Origin of the sequence: Winogradskyella endarachnes (assembly GCF_009741275.1) — a bacterium.
Taxonomy (GTDB): domain Bacteria; phylum Bacteroidota; class Bacteroidia; order Flavobacteriales; family Flavobacteriaceae; genus Winogradskyella; species Winogradskyella endarachnes.
Window position 1 is genome coordinate 129,922 of sequence record NZ_WOWS01000004.1, and the last position, 17,453, is coordinate 147,374.

Sequence of the window (17,453 nt, forward strand, 5' to 3'; positions counted from 1 at the left end):
ATTACCATTACATTTAATTGTTATTAACAGTTTGACCATAACCAACCGTTACACTAAAATAAAAAATTATTAAATAAGGGATTATTGGCACATTTGTAAAAAAACTACCAGATAAAAGTGCACAAAATAAAAATATAATAATCGGTAATTTTAAGGTTTTAATTTTAAGTATTTGAGAAAGTATTTTATTGTATAATAATGTAAGATAAAGTAAGGTCCCAGCAACACCTAGAAACCAAATCAAATCAATAATTTCAATTTCTGTTCTAAATTGGTGAAACTCTGCTCCACCAAAAATATAGTTAAAGAAATTCCAGTTTTTTAGAATGTATGGAATAAATTCATGAGTTACATTTAAATCTCTATAGCTAAATAACATCGTTGTTATACCGTGATTTTCATATACATTATTTAGTACCTGAAAATTATTTCTAAAAACCATAACACTATTTGAAAATGTAAAAACAAATAATAATCCTAACGTCGTTAAGATTAACAAAGCATAAGCTCTTTTTATATAAGCAAATAGAACATATAGTAAAAAAAGTAAATTAAATAAATAAACTGTTTTTGTACCTATTAAGAAAGAAATAACGACTGAAGCTATTAAAAAATAAAAATTAATTGTGGTGTGTGTTTTTAAGTAGCTAGAAAAAAAATACAAAATAAAAATAATATATATATAACTAGAGTGACTAGCGTGGAGAAAAAAACCATTATACCCAAATCTATTAGAGAAGCCTAAGTAGCTTTTAAATAAATCTAAATCAAAAATTAACCCTGTAAAAATTGCAATAGCATTTATAACAAATATACTTTTAATGCTAAAATCTAAATAATTTAACTGCTTTCTTAAGGTTTCAAGGTTATGTTTTGAATTCGGTTCGAGAGCAAAATACAAAACAAATATAAACATATAAGAATTAAGTGTATATACGTTTAGTATTGTTCTATTTAAAAAATCTCCGCGTAACAGAAAGTATTGACCAAAAAAATAAAAAACAGTAAAAATCGCAATTATTTTAATTAGGTTTTTACCTGACTCCTTTTTAAATTTAAATATATATATTAATAATAAAACTTCCGCTATAAGCTTGATAACCCCTGAAACTCTCGTAAATTCATAGTAACTATACTTTAGATATTTGCTAACAAATTCACTAAAATAAAAACCTAGAATTAGGAGTGATGGTATTACTAGCCTTAAATTAGGATTGGGCCTTTTTAGCTTGAAGAGTTTTGAAGTATTTAACATTCCATTTTAAAATAAACTTTATTATGCTTTTTAAATTCCAAAAATTATACTTACTAAAAAAATACCTTGCGCTAGATTCGTTTAGATGATGAAAAACAACTGAATCTTTTACAGCAATTACCTTTAACCCTTTATTATGTGCAGAGAAACAAATATCAATATCCTCACAATACAATCTATATCTTTCGTCTAATAGACAACTATTAGGTTTTAACAATTTATCACTAATTAACATACATGCCCCAAGGCACCAATCTATTTCAGGACCTTCCATTTGCATTTCGTCAATAGCTTTTAAAATGCCTAGTCTTTTCTTAAATACATTTATAAAATTAGGAAATTGTTTCCAAGTTTTCTGAAGCCTACCGTCTGGATATTTCATCAATGGAGTTGTTATAGCTATTTGAGGATTCTTAATCATGGCCTTGTAAAGTAAATCTATAAAATCCATTTCAAAATAAGTGTCTGGATTTAGCAGCAAGAAATATTTTGTTTTAAGATTAAAATGCCTGATTAAATCATTATTGTTCTTTGAGAAACCCTCTAATTTCTCTTTTATTAATACTGATTTACTATAAAAACTATTTAAAAGTATTGCAGAAGTATTATCTGTAGATTTTGCGTCACAGAAATAAACATTTTTTATATTAAATTTTATTAAAGAGTCTAGTAATTTTTGAATATAGTCTCCGTGATTATGTGTAACCACAAGAATACTAATATCTCCTTCTTTAACCATGTAAGGTAATTTTTTTTAGTTCCTTAATATAATCAGCAAACTTATATTTCTTAAGATAAGAATTTCTAATAATTGCTTTCGAATTCTTTTTATTTCTTGAAAAATCATCTAAAAGTGATACAAAGTTATCTAAATTACAAGTTAGAACTTTGGCTACATTATCATTTCTGAGTTTGTCCGATATGTTTTGTTTTGTAGTGAAGATTGTTAATCCACTCATTAATGCCTCAATATATACTAGTGGAGAAACTTCATAATTTTCATCGCTTAAAAATAATAACGCATCGTTTTGCTGTATTGCTTCAAATTTATCCTTTTCATTTAATAATGGTCCATAATAGGTAAGAAATTCATATGATTTATTCAAAATATTAATTAAGGTCTCGTCTTTTTCTGATAAGGTTCCTCCATAAATATTAAGTTTACACTTAATTTCTTGTGATTTAATTAACTCTGCTAGCTTTTGAATTCTATAGATACCTTTTTCTTTGGAAAGATTAGATAAAAAAATAAAATGCACCTCATTAGATTTATTAAACCTCAACGGTATAGACTTATAATAATCCGGCAACGCATTAGGTAATAAATAGCAGTTTAGCCCAAATTTTTCAACACTTTTTAATTGAACCTCATTAATAACTATAATTTTTGTTCTTAAAAACAACCATTTGTTATAAAACTTAATTTTATGTTCTAAACCATTAGCATGTATATGGATAGTAACATTGGATGTTCTAAAATGACAAACCAATAATATTATAAAATCTCGATAAAAAGCAAATCCCTTAGGCGTAAAATTAAGATAAACACGGTCTTTATTCTTAACTTTTAAAACATTTTTTAAAATTTTAAATAGAAATGATATTTTTTTAAAACTAAACTTGCCAAAATTACCGTAATCTTTTGCCTGTGCGGTATCAATTGTCTTAATTTCTATTTCATTATCTAGCGCTAGAGCGTTTTTTATATGTGTTGATATAATTTTTACTCCATTATTAGGTCCAGAAATAGGAAAAACAAAAAATAGACTCATTGAGCGTTTTCACTTAATTTTTTATTATTAAAATTTGCATTTACGAGTAAACATGTAAAAAACACAAAGAAAATAATTCCCTTATTTCTTACTAAAGCAGACTCCGTTAGGTTAAAACACAAATATATAAATCCAATAGCAACTAAAAGCTTATTATGATCAATAAGTCCTTTTTTAAATATAATAAAGAATAAGTAAACAAGGACTAAAAAACCAAAAACACCTGTATAAATGAATTCTGTTAAATATTGGTTATGAGAATTAAACTTTTTAATCATACCATGCGTAAATTTATTCTTTTCATAATACTTAAGTAATTCGTCAATCTCATCACCTGGAGAAACTCCAATAAAAAAATTATCACTAATAAGGTCTATTGAGCAATAATACTTGGCCACTCTAGCTCTAACGGCTGTAAAATCTGAACCAGAAAAATCCCGAGAAGTAAAATCTCTTTTAAAATTAATTCCATTTAGTTTATCTACAACAAATATAGATGATAGAGATATACTTGAAACCAATAAGGCTAGTATAAGTAGCTTAAATTTTGTGTGTGTTTTTAATAAAAACGTAAAATATATTATAAGCACAATAAATAGACCCGTCAATAAAAAAGAGTTTAGAAAAAATACTAAAACTGTTAAATATAGTATTAGTAATAGCTTAATTCTAAACCTAATGTTAAAGATTTTTTTTACCTCAATTGCATCGTAACAAATAATAAACAAAGCAAATAATACTTGAGTACCAAAATAAATAGGGTGTGTATTTTCCATAACTTTGGTAAGCTCCATATAGGCAAAAAAATTACCATTAGCCTCATTGAATGGATTAGGTGATGCATATTGCCATGTTCTAAAAATGGCTGTAATAAAAAAAATTAAACTTACTATTAATACGGAATAAACAAACCACTTTAAAACTTTGTGTATTAATTTATTAGTTATCAAACTTGAAAGTAAATAGCAGATAAAAGGAATTATAACAAAAGCCGCACGATATTCAAGTTTTCTCAGACCTCTTTCAAAATTATTGGTATATAGAAGAGCAATGACCATTAATACAAATAGTAAAATAAATAAGGTGTATAAAAGCTGCCATTTTTTTTCCGCCGTCTTGTTTAAAATAGAATAAACAATAGCTGAAATTAATGTTAAAATAATAGCAATATTGTTTGCTAACATCCACAACGGAATTGTAGCTGCCGTTGAGATTAATAAAAATTCAATTAATTTTTCAAACTTCATACCTTTTTGGGTGTAGGCTATAATAAATTATCAATAGATAAAAAATGAAAAGTGTATCGAAATAAATAAAGACATTATCAGACAAAAATAATAGATTCATAAATACCAGAAGTGGAATTACTTTTTTGTTTACTAAATTAATTTTAAAAAATCCAAAAACCCAAACCAAATAAGAAATGAAACCCATTTCAATTATTATTTTTAAAATATCTGAATGTAAGAAACTGATGTTTTCAAAATTGTCTGTTAGAAATAAATTAGTAGAACCTAATGAATTACCAAATAATAGGTTTGATGAGAAATGATTGAGAGTATCTGTATAAACTCTTAATCGTCCTTGTGTAAACCAATTGGGACTAATACCTGTAATGTTTGTTATCAATTCATCAAAGTTGCCTTGAATGAAATTATAAACTATTATAAGAAGCGCAAAATTTAAAAATATAAACCAATAATAAACGTTTTTTTTGTTTGATGCTCTTTTATTTCTAATACTAAAAAACCAGTATATAGACAAACCAAGGATTGCTCCTAAAATAGATATTCTTTTAAATGCTAACAAAAACAAAATGACAGATATAATAGCGCGTTTTTTACGCTTTTCTATCAAATAAAAAATAGTAAACAGGCCAAATGGAAAAGCCATCCACGACTCTGTTTTGAGAGTCGATGTTGTTAAAGCCAGAATAAAATCATTAATGATATTTACGTTAAAAAAAAAGTTAATATTAGTAACTATAAAAATAATAGCGTAAACAAAAAATAGGTGATCTAAAATAACGCCTACAGGCTTTTTTATAACGGTTGTTATTAGTATTACAGAAAGAATAGGTAGTAATATTAAAAGGGACTCTTCAAAAAATCTAAATGATAAATCAAAGCTAATGATTGAGACAATCAAATTAAGTGCAATTAAACTAGAAAACAAAAGAAGATTCTTTAGTGGTGATGCATATATTTTTAATTTTCTAATGCCAAAAAAAGCGAACAATAAAAAAACAGGAGGTATTAGGTATTTGGTGTAACGCAAACTAGAACCATAATTAGTAGCAATTGCAGATACGCCCACTAATAAGCATAAAAACCATAGTAATAAAGAACCTTTTTTTACTATTAGTGTTTTATCCATTTAAAAGTCCTTTTAAGTCAAAATTATTCTTTTCTCTGAATTTTTTAAATAATAAATCACTTCTTAAATAGTCTTCATAAGAAAAAACATCGCAACCATATTCACTGGCATAAAACAATAAAGAAGTTGTAAAACCATATACTTTTAACCCAGAGTTTGTTAAAATAATTTCCTCAAATGCTATTTCGTTTGGTATTACTTCTGTTTTTATTTTATGTTGTTTAATTAGGTTTTCTATTTTAACACAGTTCGCTTTAGATTGAGCAGGATGAAACTTTATATAAATACTTCCGGCATTAATATCTTCTAGAATTCTTCTTATTCCGTTTAGCATTGTGCTTAACTTCATATTGCCCTGCTCAACAGCTCCTTCTAAAACTAATACAGAGCTCCCAGAGATGTCATAATCGATATGATTAGATGGTAGCATTTTTATTCTTTCTACATGATATGATAAACCCTGAAACCCTTTTGAAGTAATAGAATAAAATATTGGTGGTGTATTTTTTGCAAACCTTGTTAAATCAAAGTTTTTAACATAAAAAATACGGTTTTTACCAATAAATGATAATGCGTTTATAGTACTCTTAACCATTTTTTTTATTAAACTTTTGTCTTTTTTATGCATTAAGTACTTAGAGTATGCATTAACGCCCTCTTCTATTATATGGACTTCTTCACATAAATTATGAGTTGCAATAATTTGCATTACTGGGTGAAAAACATGAGGCAAATAGGCCCTGAACTTTATTTCTTGGCTAAATAAATTATTTAACAATTCATCAATCTGGTTGATATATTTATGCTTTTTATAGAAGTTATAAATATTAAAAGAGTCTAAATGATCATGTATAGTTGTAACGTCTAAAACAGTATAACTACCAATCTCTTTATGCTTATAGTTTCTTGAGGTTACTAAAACAATTTCATCGTTTTTTAGTTTAAATTTTTTAATTATTGCTTTAGTCACATAATAAGTTAAATGGCTATGTATATAAAAGAGATTTTTCATTTAAACTTATTCAACAGGTTTTTGAAGAATTTACGTTCTAAAATTAATAAAGTAATTAAATAATAAAAGATAGACAAAGGTACTATGTAATACTTTTTTTCATCAGTTATGAATAGATTTTTTGCAATGTAATAAAATGGAATAGCTACTAAAGCAGACACCACTATTACTTTAAAAAACTGAACAACAGGAAAGTACGACAACAAATTTGTTGATAGCCTTCTATTAATAAATAAAATTGGAATAATTACAGTAGTGTAGCTTGCTATTAATGTTGCTATAACAGCACCAATATTACCATATATTGGAATTAATATTAGATTACAAAACACATTAACAACAGCGCTAGCAATAACATGGATTGGTGCTAAGTTCTTTAGGCCAATTATACCCATAAAAATACTAAACGGAAAAACTGAGATTAAAAAACGTAAGGTATATATTTTAAAAATACTTCCTGATGCTTCAAATCGAGAACCAAATAAAAATATGATTATTTCAGCAGAAAACAAAAAACAAAAAACTATAATCGGCAGCAGTAAAACTGACGTTTGTTTGGTTGTTGCTTTTGTGATTTTTAGTGTTTCGGCAATATTATTGGCTCTCAATAATTCTGTTATTTGGGGCGTAACAACTGTAAACAAAGATGTTGTAATCACAGCAATAAAAGGAATATTAAATGCTCCTACTTGATAAAAAGCAAATACCTCTGGAGTTTCTAAACCAGAAATCATATACTTATCTATCTGCATATTTAATATACCTGCTAAAACCAAAAATATGGTTGGCAAAACAAATTTTAACTCTTCATTTTTTAAATTAACATCTGTTTTAAAATTAAATGTTTTAAAAGATTTAGCGAAAGGAATACTAAACACTACAAACTTTACAATTTCATATATAAGAAAAAACTGTAAGATTTCAGTAATTGTAAACTCATGGGTACCGAAATAAAAAAAGCCACCTAGATAACTAATTAAAAACAAAAAGCTCGTTACGTTTAGATAATTGAGCTTATTAGAGAATAAGAAAAAATTAGAGAAAAAAGTATTAGTTATTTTAAATAAAATAATAAATACAAAATAGACAATATAGATTGGGAAAAAATCATTTTCGAACCATAGAGCAAGCTTGTCCTTTAGTACAAAAAAAAGAAATGCGGCTAATACCGAAAAGAACATCATACTAAAGAAAAATCGCTTATATAAGGCATTCTTCTCTAATAAAGTAGTGTATTTACTAATATAATAATTAAGTGATGTAGGAAATGAAGATGCAACCGTTACAGCAAAGGTTAAGATAACAAAAAACTGTTGAAGCTTACCAAATTCTGAAACATCTAATATTACTCTAGCTAAACCAATATTTAAAACTAAAGTCTCTAGAAGTCTAATAAAATTACTCGCACTATATTTTAATTGAGTTTTCAATTTAGTTTTATAGCATCTTTTCTAAATGTAGAAATATAATTGGGACTTAATTCCTTTAGAGTTTCGTTGTTGTAACCAAAAAAAGATATTTCATTATTATCAGCGGCTTCAAAATCATTAATAGAGTCACCAATTAAGCATGTACTCTCCATTGCGTAGTTATGTTTAATAATAATATCTTTAACTAACTTGGATTTTGCTGTTGGAGAACCCTCAATAGATAAAAAATATTTATCTAAATTTAATGCTTTACACAAAAACCGAAGTTCTTCTTGGTCAGATCCTGAGACTATATGAAACTTATAGTTATTATAATTTCCCTTTATAAATGATACACTATCTTTTATTAGATTCTTTTGATCTACAAGCGCATTTAGCATAATATCAGAAAAACGACTAGCGTATTCTAAAATTTCTTGTTCAGTTGTTGCTCTACCAATAATTTCTTCAAAAAAATATCTTATTTTAACATATCTAGAAAGACCTCCATTATATCTATGATAGTCAATAAGCTTATCTACGTCTAACGGTTTAAAATCTTTAAAAATCTCTCTAAACCCAAAGTCTCTAACTTGCATGGAGTCTAATATTACACCATCAAAATCCCATAGAATTGTTTTAAATTTCATTTAATTATTGTGTTTATATATTAATTCTGCCATATCAAAATCATCTGGCCAGTCTATATCAAATGAAGTATAGCCTTTTGTTTCGAACAGAAATGGTTTAGCACCAATTCTATCTAACATAACCTTGTAATTAGAAACAGAATTTATAAAAATACCACTATTTATCTCGTATAGTTTTGGTAAGGTTTGAGTTCTTGGCCATTTTTCTTTATTTCTATCGTAATTAATACTTCCGTTTTTATCCCATAAAAACGTTTGTAAGTTATTTACAGACATTAAACTATCAAATGTATCTTCTTCTAAATTCTTAAGATAAGTTTTTATAGCTAAATCATAATGTTCTGATTTTAAAAATGGTGATGTAACATGTGTCCATAATACATGACCAGATTTAATTATTTTAGGTACATACTTAATTAAATCATCTGTACTAGTAGAGGATGATGCTAGATGCTCTGGTCTATTGTCTACAATAATTTTATCACCAAAGCGCTCTACAATTTTCTTCACTTCATTATCATTCGTAGAAACAACTATATTGTCAACTAGCTTAGCTTTTAATAATTGTTTAATCTTTAAAAATAATAATCCTCCTTCTACTTCAGCAAAAGGCTTCGTGTTTTTGTTAGGAACTCTTTCACTACCTGCTCTACATGGTAAAAATACTGTCATCATTATATTAGACTATAAATTGAAGATGTTGATAAATTCTTATATTTTGTAGGTGTTAAGGCTAATACATTTAAGTTTTTAATTAATAACAAATCGTTAATAATAGCCTGATTTTCTTGTGCTAATATCTGTTGTGTTTGGTTAATTAAAGCATCATAACCATCAAAACCAACTAAAAACACATTGTAGACTCCAAGATCTAATCCTATTTGAATAGCAATAGTTAGAGGTGATTCCGTGGATGATTTAGTAAAACTTATAGAAGAGAGTTCTTTAGATATTGATTTAATCTCTTTGGGAATAACCGTACCCATTACCCTAGGAAATGGCGGGTATATACAGGTTTGAGATAGTTTTGTGTGATCGTTTATGTTACTTAATAACTTTTCACTCTCAAAACCAGATAAAGCATAAAACTGATCGCATTTCACATCTAAATAATCAGAAACATTTCTGGCCCCAGCATGTATTAGACAAACATTCTTTTCTTTATTTATTAGTTTTTTAATGGCATTGTTATGATTTTTTGCAGATTTCCCTCCTCCTAATATTATTGCCGAATTGTAAATCTTTTCTTTTTTTTGTAGAGTTGGTAATTTAAAATTATCCTTAATATCTTCCGTTTGATTTTTAAGAGCATTTACAACACTACTCATAGGATATCTATTCATCCCTACCCATTCCATTACTTGCTTTTGAGGAAGTGAAAAAGCACCAGAAAACATATATGGTAAATTTGTTCCCCATCCATGTTTCTTTTTCATTTCTTCAAATAAAGCAACCACTTTACCTAATTTAGTATACTCTATTTCTATGTTTTTAACCTTATTTAAATAGGTTAAGAAAAGTTCTGTTTTTAGATTACCTGCTCCTCTTCCCATTCCTGTAATTGTACAATCTACAATCTCACAACCTTCATTTATTGAAGTAATAGTATTAATGAGCGCCATTTCTAAATTATTATGTCCATGAAAACCAAGTTTTACATTCGTTTTGGTTTTTACTAAAGTCATAATATCTATAACATCATTTGGCATAATACCTCCAAAAGAATCTACCATATAAAAATAGTCTATAGTATCTTCTAATCCTTCTAAGCCATTTAAAAAATCAGAATCTTGTTTCCAATTAGACATATACATAACATTAAAAGCAACCTCAAAACCCATCAACTTTATGGCTTTTGCTAATTCTATTGCTCTTTTAAAGTTTTTTGGGTCTATTGCAATCCTAACCATAGCAATATATTTAAGGCATGGCTTTAATAATTCTTCTACATGATGACCTCTTATATCCTTTTCATTAAGAATAATAGTTAGTTTTTTTGTAGGCATTAAAGCTTTCAATTCTGCCATTACATGTTTTGGGCAATAAAAATATTCTCCCAAATAACCATTTAATGGTGTGCTTCGATAACCAATTTCTACATATTCAATGGGAAGAACCTCCATTGTTTTACAATAATCAAAAACAAGATCTTTGTTAAAATCCCAATTAGTATAATAACCACCATCTCTTAATGTACAATCGAGTGTCTTAAATTCTTTTTTCATAACTCTACTTAAATAAATTCGTTACCATATCACTAATATTTACTGTGATAAAAAATGGGTCATAGAAATTATTTATTGTTTGTCTTTTATATGTATTTATTCCGTCTGTTTTAACTAAGTGTTTGTTTGGTTTAAAAATTAAGTTGAACTCATTAGAATTAATTATCTTTTTATTATTACCAGAAGAAAAAACGACTTCATCAATTTTAATAACGGAATTATGCTTTTTAGACCCAACATCAAAACGAAGTTTTACTGGGTATATTTCTTCAGGAAGATTAAAAACTAACTCTTGGATTTTTTTGCTTCCTTTTACACCCACGCTTACCTGATTGTCTGACCTATATTGACTAAAAATGTGCTCTGAAAAAAACATATTAAAAATATCATCTTCTAAGACAGTAGCTTTTACTATAACGGTTAAAAATCCTTGTTTTACTTTAGCTTTATCAATTGAAGAAGATTTATTTTTTTCCTCACAACAAAAAAGTGTTAGCAAAATAAAAACTACTAATACTTTTCTCATGAAATTGTGTTTTAAAATCTTAAAACAAAGATACAATAGTAATCTTGTATAACAAGCGGTCTTATTTTGAGAATGTAGATGAAAAAAATTAATAAATTGAAGCCCAATATTGTTATAAGTGGTAAATTAGAAGGCAGAGTTGAGTATATTTAATTATCAAAAGTACTACAATTTTGAAATAGCTACAACTAAACTGTCCTTCCAATTTAGAGTTTTTTTATCTAATATTTGAGATATTTTAGAAGTATCTAATACACTATATTTTGGTCTTTTAGCAGGTGTTGGGTAATCTTTAGTTCCTATTTTATTTAATTGAATGTTGCTTTGGTTTAATCTAAAAATTTCCTTGGCAAAATCATACCAGCTAATAACTCCTTTATTACTATAATGGTAAACACCGTATGCGTTGTTTTTAGATTCAATTAATTCTACTATCACCACTGCCAAATCTATAGCATAGGTTGGGCTACCTATTTGATCACCTACAACGCCTAGTTCATCTCTTTGATCAGCCAATCTTAGCATGGTTTTTAAAAAGTTGTTACCAAACTCAGAATATAACCATGATGTTCTTATAATAAAATGATTTTTTATTGTGTTTATAATTTGCTGTTCGCCTTCTAACTTAGTTTTTCCATATACACCAATAGGATTTGTACTATCAGTTTCTTTATATGGTTTTGATGCATTACCATCAAACACAAAATCTGTAGAAACATGTATTAATGTTACTTGGTGTTTACTGCACGTTTCTGCTAAATATTTAGGCCCTAATACGTTAATTTTATAGGCCAACTCCTTTTCAGATTCTGCCTTATCTACATTGGTGTAAGCCGCACAATTAATACAATAATCAAAGGCCTGAAAATTAAAAGTAGACTCAACCTCATCTTTATTAGTAATATCTAGTTCTGAGGATGTTTTATATGTAAACTTAAGCTTTGGGTATAAACCAGCTACACTTTTAATACATTGAGCCAGCTGACCTCCTCCTCCAGTAACTAATACTTTTAACATGATTGTGCATCTTTAAATTTAGGCAATAACAAATCTTTGTCTGATAGTATAAAGTCAGACGATTGTAGTTGCCAGTTGATATTTAAATCTTCGTCGTTATAAATTACGCCTGCTTCAGAGGCTTTATTATAAAAATTATCGCATTTATAACTAAAAATAGTTTCGTCTTCTAGAACTATAAATCCATGAGCAAATCCTCTAGGTACAAATAATTGTGTTTTGTTTTCTTCAGTTAATTCAACAGAAATATGTTCTCCAAACGTTTGGGAATCCTTTCTCATATCTACAGCAACATCTAAAACACCCCCTTTAACAACACGTACAAGTTTTGCTTGAGCATATTCGCCCATTTGATAGTGTAAACCTCTTAAAACACCTCTAGATGACTTAGATTCATTATCTTGTACAAACTGAATATCTAATCCTAATTTTGCATTAAAAGTTTGTTGATTGAAAGACTCAATAAAATAACCTCGTTTATCTTTAAAAATTTGAGGTTGAAGAATAAAACACCCTTTTAATTTAGTCTCTTTTATCGTCATAATTATTCAGATACTAAGCTTAATAAATGTTTACCATAACCGCTTTTAGTTAATGGTTGAATGACTTTTTTAAATTGGGATTTATCTATGTATCCCATTTTAAAAGCTGCTTCTTCTATAGCACCAATTTTTAAGCCTTGGCGCTCTTCTATAACTTGTACAAATTGGGACGCTTGCATTAAAGATTGAAAAGTACCTGTGTCTAACCAAGCTGTACCCTTATCTAATACACTTACTTTTAACTTTCCCTTTTTTAAATAAGCCTTGTTTACATCTGTAATTTCTAACTCTCCTCTTTTACTTGGTTTTATATTTTTTGCTATTTCTACCACTGTATTATCGTAAAAATAAATACCAGGAACAGCGTAATTAGATTTAGGATGTTCTGGTTTTTCTTCAATTGAGATAGCAACATCATTAGCATCAAACTCTACAACACCATAGCGTTCTGGGTCGTGTACATGATACGCGTAAATAATTCCGCCTTCTGGATCATTATTTTGTTGAAGTAATTCTGATAAACCAGAACCATAAAATATATTATCACCTAATATTAATGCTACTTTATCATTACCAATAAATTCTTCTCCTATGATAAAGGCTTCTGCCAAACCATTTGGAGCCTCTTGTACTGCGTACTGAAAGTTACAACCATAAGATTTACCATCGCCTAATAATTTTTGAAATAATGGTAAATCTTGAGGTGTAGAAATAATGAGAATATCTCTTATCCCAGACCACATTAAAGTGGATACGGGATAATATATCATAGGCTTATCGTATATAGGCATTAATTGTTTACTCACAGCCAAGGTTAATGGATGTAATCTTGTGCCAGATCCGCCTGCTAAAACTATTCCTTTCATATTATTGGTTTGTTATACTTTTTAATCAAAAATTATAATTAATTATTTTTTGTATTTATCTAGATACCACTCAATAGTTTTAATAATACCACTTTCAAAATTTTCGTCGGCTTTCCAGTTTAAATCGTCCTCTATTTTAGAGGCATCAATTGCGTATCTAAAATCATGTCCAGGTCTATCTTTTACAAATGAAATTTGCTCAGAATACGATTTAGATTTTGGTAATAATTCATCTAAAATATCACAGATTTTATTAGCAATATATAAGTTAGTACGTTCGTTTTTACCACCAATATTATAAGTTTCTCCTGGATTGCCATTTTTAAAGGCTAAATAAATTCCTTTACAATGATCTTCTACATACAACCAATCTCTAATGTTTTTTCCATCTCCATAAATAGGAATTGGGTCATTATTAATTGCTTTTCTTATTATTGTTGGAATTAGCTTTTCATCGTGTTGTTTAGGTCCGTAATTATTGCTACAATTAGTAGTTACCACATTCATTCCGTAGGTGTGAAAATAACTTCTTACAATAAAATCTGAAGATGCTTTAGAGGCACTATAAGGACTGTTAGGTGCATAAGGTGTTTTTTCTGTAAATAAACCTGTTTCACCTAATGTACCATACACCTCATCTGTAGAAATATGATGAAACCTATTGTTTTTGCAACCATCTTTAAATAAAAATGGTGCTTCCATCCAATGCTTTTTTGCAACATTTAAAAGATTGAATGTGCCATATACATTTGTATTAATAAATGCATCGGGATTTTTTATAGAATTATCTACATGAGATTCTGCGGCAAAATGTATAACTCCAGAAAATTTATATTGCTCAAACAATGCTTCCACTAACTGGGTGTCGCAAATGTCACCTTTAATAAAAGTATAATTATTATTTGACTCTAATGCAGTTAAATTAGCAAGGTCACCTGCATAGGTTAATAGGTCTAGATTAACAACTTCAATATCTGTATTAGTATTTAATAAATAAGTAATAAAATTTGCACCTATAAAACCAGCACCTCCAGTTACAAGAATTTTTTTATTCATAGTTTTTAATGAATTTAAATACTTTTAAAAACAAAAAGAAAAATAGAAAAAGCACTAATAAAATTAGAGGAAACAATAAAGAGTAACGTTGCTTAAAACTGTAGTCTTTTTTACCAATTTTATCAAAAGGAGAAAGAATATCATAAAATGTATTTTCTTCAGCAACTGTTTTATTTAAGAGACTTAATTCTCTCCTCAAGCTAAGTTCTCTTAAAAATAAATCGAATTCCTTAGTCGCTGTTTTCTCTTCTTGAAGCGGTAAAACATTGCCTAATCCCAGAGATAAATTTGAATTTTTAGAATCATTTTTAATTGCTTCTAAATACGTTTTTTGAATGCTGTCTAGTCGATCCAATTGCATTTTTAAGGATTCTTGTTCTATATACGCTAAAGTATCTCTAACCTTTTTTTGATGTCCGGAAAAATCGTTCTCAAATGTCTCCTTAAACCCTTTTTGTAAATGAGGGAAAATATCAATCTTAGTAGATTTAGACTTTATCGCGAATAATCTACTAGACATTAAATCTCTATTGTTTATATAATCAATAAAACTTAACTCATCAACCAAAGAAGTATCCACTGACTGTACGTACTCATCATATTCTATAAACAAATCGTTTTGTGATTCTGGACCAGCTTCTAACTCAAAACTCACCAATGTTTTTGCATCAGAAGTATCTATTTTAAAAATATTAGATAATTCAATATAGTTTTGTGAACCTATCAAGGTATTAAAATATCCAATATTAGTAGCCAGTTGATATTTAGAATCAAAATGTGGTTTAACCACCATTTCTGAAAAATAAATTGGATCTTTAGATTTTTCATAGATGTAACCTAATATGGCCGAGATAACAAGAACTGATACCACAATTTTAAAATTATCTACCAAGGGTTTTATAACGTATATAATCGCCGAGAAAATGCCCTTAAAAACACTTCCAATAAATGCAAATAACCTTTCAAATAAACGACCTATAGCATTGAATAATTGTCCTAAATCAACCTCTTCGTTATTTGGCTGTTGTGGTAATTTTTCACTCATATTTTATGAATTAAATATTTGTTCTAATATCTTTTTTGTAATTACATATGTAGGTTTTACACCTGAAGTTCCTAAGCCTCCTGAAGCTAATGTGCTCCCTGTTTCTAATGGATTATCACTAGCGTAATATGCATATCTTACTTTAACGTCTTCATTAATACTGCCTCGCACTCTAGATGCTGCTTGTATGGCCTTTTGATAATGTGCGCCTTCCATTTCTAGACCAATAACGTTCCATGTAGAATTCTTAAAGAATTTTAATATCTCTTTATTTTGAAGCGAAGTCCCTAAAACCGTTACCATTGTACCTTCATAAACATCAACGCCACAATCTGATAAATCGTTTTTGCTTAATTCGTTTTTAAAAGGGTAGTTATCTGCTGTACCTTCAAAAATGTGAGCATTAGGTATCATTACGTCACCTTTTCCGCCTTCTAAAATTCCGGCTTTACCCATTATAGAAATAGACTTTACATCTAAATGAATCTTTTTACCATCAACCTTTATTGGTTTTAAAAATTCATCTAAGGTTTCATAGGCTTGCTCTCCAAACGCATAATCCATAACAAAAATGACAGCTTTATTCTCCACCACTTCCTCTAAATATTTAAAATCTGTTTTAGAAAAATCTATTTTATCGGTGTCAAAAATCTGAACATCTATATTGGTACCAGAGGTGTCTTTTATTTGAATCATTCCACTTTGCAACGCTGACTTTTCTACTTTATTGCGCAATGCTCCATTCTTAGAATCACTTAAAGATTCATAGGTTTCAAATATGTCTTTTTTAAGCTCAGCGCCTTTAAGTGTTCCTTTTGCAAACAGCGAATTCATTACACTGTGCATATTTGCACTAATAATGTGAATTGGTCGCTCTAATAAACCATGTTTGTGTAGTGTAGATTTAATAGTATCTGCCCATATTTCTCCGTGAATATGATGACCTAAACGCTCTCTTAAAACCGGACTAAATGTAATAGTTCGTTTGTTATTATTAATGGTTTCTTCAATAGCCAACTTACCTAACCAGTATACAATATGTAATAAACGTTCTGGCTGATTATCTGTTGCAAATTTTGGATATGCTTCCGTTAATTCATTAAATGTTCTTCCTAAAATATTGGCCGTATGCGTAATAGCAATTTCGCGTTCCTTTTGGGTTAACTTTTTGGTTGATGTAACGGCATTTTCTAATTTATTCCAATCTCTAACTGTTGAACCATCTTCGTCAATAATAACACGTTTGCTTATTTTATGAGACTCAACAAACAAGAAGGTAAGGTGTGTTAAAATATCATATATTTCAGAACGCCCTCTGGTAATTTCTATGTTCATTTGTTCATCGTCAATGCGATAGCAATTACGTCTTCTTTTAGGTGGAATTATAGCTTTAAAATGCGAATTTCCATAACCTTCATCACTTGTAAGGTTTATAAACGTACATTCTTCAATACCTTGAGGTAATCTGTCTACAACATAAAGTAAACCTTCTAATTCTGCTTTTTCCTCTCCAATAGAACCATATATTTCTGGTCTTAAAAGCAATAAGGCTTCCCTTAGTGTTTCACCCGAAACTCCCATAGGTTTATAAAACCCACGATTAAAGAGGTGACGCATTGTAATATACATGCGTTCTATGGCGCTAGAACTTTCTTGTGCTCTAGTTCTTTTATCTATTTTTTTCATTGAATTCATTCATTAC

General features: G+C 28.4%; 17 protein-coding genes. All 17 read right to left on the reverse strand.

The annotated features are described in order from the left end of the window. Window positions 1-13 precede the first annotated feature (13 nt). The 17 genes from GN138_RS11420 to GN138_RS11500 all read right to left on the reverse strand — a co-directional run bounded on the left by GN138_RS11420 (window position 14) and on the right by GN138_RS11500 (window position 17,437). Window positions 14-1,255, reverse strand: coding sequence for a hypothetical protein (locus tag GN138_RS11420; protein WP_157364129.1), 1,242 nt, complete (start codon window positions 1,253-1,255; stop codon window positions 14-16). Then, window positions 1,209-1,994 carry a glycosyltransferase gene (locus tag GN138_RS11425; protein ID WP_157364130.1) on the reverse strand — a complete coding sequence of 262 codons (786 nt, stop codon included), beginning with the start codon at window positions 1,992-1,994 and terminating at the stop codon, window positions 1,209-1,211. The genes GN138_RS11420 and GN138_RS11425 overlap by 47 nt, the downstream gene beginning before the upstream one ends. Beyond that, window positions 1,987-3,027: a glycosyltransferase gene (locus GN138_RS11430; RefSeq protein WP_157364131.1), complete on the reverse strand. Its 1,041-nt coding sequence runs from the start codon at window positions 3,025-3,027 to the stop codon at window positions 1,987-1,989. Before GN138_RS11430 ends, GN138_RS11425 begins: the two co-directional genes overlap by 8 nt. Then, window positions 3,024-4,274: an O-antigen ligase family protein gene (locus GN138_RS11435; protein WP_157364132.1), complete on the reverse strand. Its 1,251-nt coding sequence runs from the start codon at window positions 4,272-4,274 to the stop codon at window positions 3,024-3,026. The genes GN138_RS11430 and GN138_RS11435 overlap by 4 nt, the downstream gene beginning before the upstream one ends. Continuing rightward, a complete protein-coding gene (locus GN138_RS11440; protein ID WP_157364133.1) occupies window positions 4,264-5,403 on the reverse strand; it encodes a hypothetical protein in 1,140 nt (379 codons plus the stop codon). Before GN138_RS11440 ends, GN138_RS11435 begins: the two co-directional genes overlap by 11 nt. Further along, window positions 5,396-6,415, reverse strand: a complete 1,020-nt coding sequence (locus GN138_RS11445) for an alpha-2,8-polysialyltransferase family protein (protein ID WP_231743074.1) — start codon at window positions 6,413-6,415, stop codon at window positions 5,396-5,398. The genes GN138_RS11440 and GN138_RS11445 overlap by 8 nt, the downstream gene beginning before the upstream one ends. After that, window positions 6,412-7,845 (reverse strand): MATE family efflux transporter, encoded by a 1,434-nt coding sequence (locus tag GN138_RS11450; RefSeq protein ID WP_157364135.1) that lies wholly within the window; start codon window positions 7,843-7,845, stop codon window positions 6,412-6,414. The genes GN138_RS11445 and GN138_RS11450 overlap by 4 nt, the downstream gene beginning before the upstream one ends. Next, entirely contained in the window at window positions 7,842-8,474 is a 633-nt protein-coding gene (locus tag GN138_RS11455; RefSeq protein WP_157364136.1) for an HAD family hydrolase, read from the reverse strand. Before GN138_RS11455 ends, GN138_RS11450 begins: the two co-directional genes overlap by 4 nt. Then, window positions 8,475-9,149, reverse strand: coding sequence for an acylneuraminate cytidylyltransferase family protein (locus GN138_RS11460; RefSeq protein ID WP_157364137.1), 675 nt, complete (start codon window positions 9,147-9,149; stop codon window positions 8,475-8,477). It abuts the gene before it with no gap. Then, window positions 9,149-10,699: an aldolase catalytic domain-containing protein gene (locus GN138_RS11465; RefSeq protein ID WP_157364138.1), complete on the reverse strand. Its 1,551-nt coding sequence runs from the start codon at window positions 10,697-10,699 to the stop codon at window positions 9,149-9,151. The genes GN138_RS11460 and GN138_RS11465 overlap by 1 nt, the downstream gene beginning before the upstream one ends. A 4-nt stretch (window positions 10,700-10,703) precedes the next feature. Further along, window positions 10,704-11,225 carry a hypothetical protein gene (locus GN138_RS11470; RefSeq protein ID WP_157364139.1) on the reverse strand — a complete coding sequence of 174 codons (522 nt, stop codon included), beginning with the start codon at window positions 11,223-11,225 and terminating at the stop codon, window positions 10,704-10,706. Window positions 11,226-11,390: 165 nt separating this feature from the next. Next, window positions 11,391-12,242 carry a dTDP-4-dehydrorhamnose reductase gene (rfbD, locus tag GN138_RS11475; RefSeq protein ID WP_157364140.1) on the reverse strand — a complete coding sequence of 284 codons (852 nt, stop codon included), beginning with the start codon at window positions 12,240-12,242 and terminating at the stop codon, window positions 11,391-11,393. Further along, window positions 12,236-12,784 carry a dTDP-4-dehydrorhamnose 3,5-epimerase gene (rfbC, locus tag GN138_RS11480; protein ID WP_157364141.1) on the reverse strand — a complete coding sequence of 183 codons (549 nt, stop codon included), beginning with the start codon at window positions 12,782-12,784 and terminating at the stop codon, window positions 12,236-12,238. The genes rfbD and rfbC overlap by 7 nt, the downstream gene beginning before the upstream one ends. A 2-nt stretch (window positions 12,785-12,786) precedes the next feature. Next, a complete protein-coding gene (gene rfbA, locus GN138_RS11485; RefSeq protein WP_157364142.1) occupies window positions 12,787-13,650 on the reverse strand; it encodes a glucose-1-phosphate thymidylyltransferase RfbA in 864 nt (287 codons plus the stop codon). Between the two features lie 42 nt (window positions 13,651-13,692). Then, on the reverse strand, window positions 13,693-14,706 hold the full coding sequence (rfbB, locus tag GN138_RS11490) for a dTDP-glucose 4,6-dehydratase (protein WP_157364143.1): 1,014 nt from the start codon (window positions 14,704-14,706) through the stop codon (window positions 13,693-13,695). Then, window positions 14,699-15,751, reverse strand: coding sequence for a hypothetical protein (locus GN138_RS11495; RefSeq protein ID WP_157364144.1), 1,053 nt, complete (start codon window positions 15,749-15,751; stop codon window positions 14,699-14,701). Before GN138_RS11495 ends, rfbB begins: the two co-directional genes overlap by 8 nt. A gap of 3 nt (window positions 15,752-15,754) precedes the next feature. Then, window positions 15,755-17,437, reverse strand: coding sequence for a DUF6909 family protein (locus tag GN138_RS11500; protein WP_394366132.1), 1,683 nt, complete (start codon window positions 17,435-17,437; stop codon window positions 15,755-15,757). Window positions 17,438-17,453 lie beyond the last annotated feature (16 nt).

Coding starts and splice junctions, on each gene's coding strand:
- rfbC (WP_157364141.1), bottom strand. CDS start 12,784: ATGACGATAAAAGAGACTAAATTAAAAGGGTGTTTTATTCTTCAACCT.
- GN138_RS11495 (WP_157364144.1), bottom strand. CDS start 15,751: ATGAGTGAAAAATTACCACAACAGCCAAATAACGAAGAGGTTGATTTA.
- GN138_RS11440 (WP_157364133.1), bottom strand. CDS start 5,403: ATGGATAAAACACTAATAGTAAAAAAAGGTTCTTTATTACTATGGTTT.
- GN138_RS11460 (WP_157364137.1), bottom strand. CDS start 9,149: ATGATGACAGTATTTTTACCATGTAGAGCAGGTAGTGAAAGAGTTCCT.
- GN138_RS11445 (WP_231743074.1), bottom strand. CDS start 6,415: ATGAAAAATCTCTTTTATATACATAGCCATTTAACTTATTATGTGACT.
- GN138_RS11470 (WP_157364139.1), bottom strand. CDS start 11,225: ATGAGAAAAGTATTAGTAGTTTTTATTTTGCTAACACTTTTTTGTTGT.
- rfbB (WP_157364143.1), bottom strand. CDS start 14,706: ATGAATAAAAAAATTCTTGTAACTGGAGGTGCTGGTTTTATAGGTGCA.
- rfbD (WP_157364140.1), bottom strand. CDS start 12,242: ATGTTAAAAGTATTAGTTACTGGAGGAGGAGGTCAGCTGGCTCAATGT.
- GN138_RS11430 (WP_157364131.1), bottom strand. CDS start 3,027: ATGAGTCTATTTTTTGTTTTTCCTATTTCTGGACCTAATAATGGAGTA.
- GN138_RS11425 (WP_157364130.1), bottom strand. CDS start 1,994: ATGGTTAAAGAAGGAGATATTAGTATTCTTGTGGTTACACATAATCAC.
- GN138_RS11455 (WP_157364136.1), bottom strand. CDS start 8,474: ATGAAATTTAAAACAATTCTATGGGATTTTGATGGTGTAATATTAGAC.
- GN138_RS11500 (WP_394366132.1), bottom strand. CDS start 17,437: ATGAAAAAAATAGATAAAAGAACTAGAGCACAAGAAAGTTCTAGCGCC.
- GN138_RS11420 (WP_157364129.1), bottom strand. CDS start 1,255: ATGTTAAATACTTCAAAACTCTTCAAGCTAAAAAGGCCCAATCCTAAT.
- GN138_RS11435 (WP_157364132.1), bottom strand. CDS start 4,274: ATGAAGTTTGAAAAATTAATTGAATTTTTATTAATCTCAACGGCAGCT.
- rfbA (WP_157364142.1), bottom strand. CDS start 13,650: ATGAAAGGAATAGTTTTAGCAGGCGGATCTGGCACAAGATTACATCCA.
- GN138_RS11465 (WP_157364138.1), bottom strand. CDS start 10,699: ATGAAAAAAGAATTTAAGACACTCGATTGTACATTAAGAGATGGTGGT.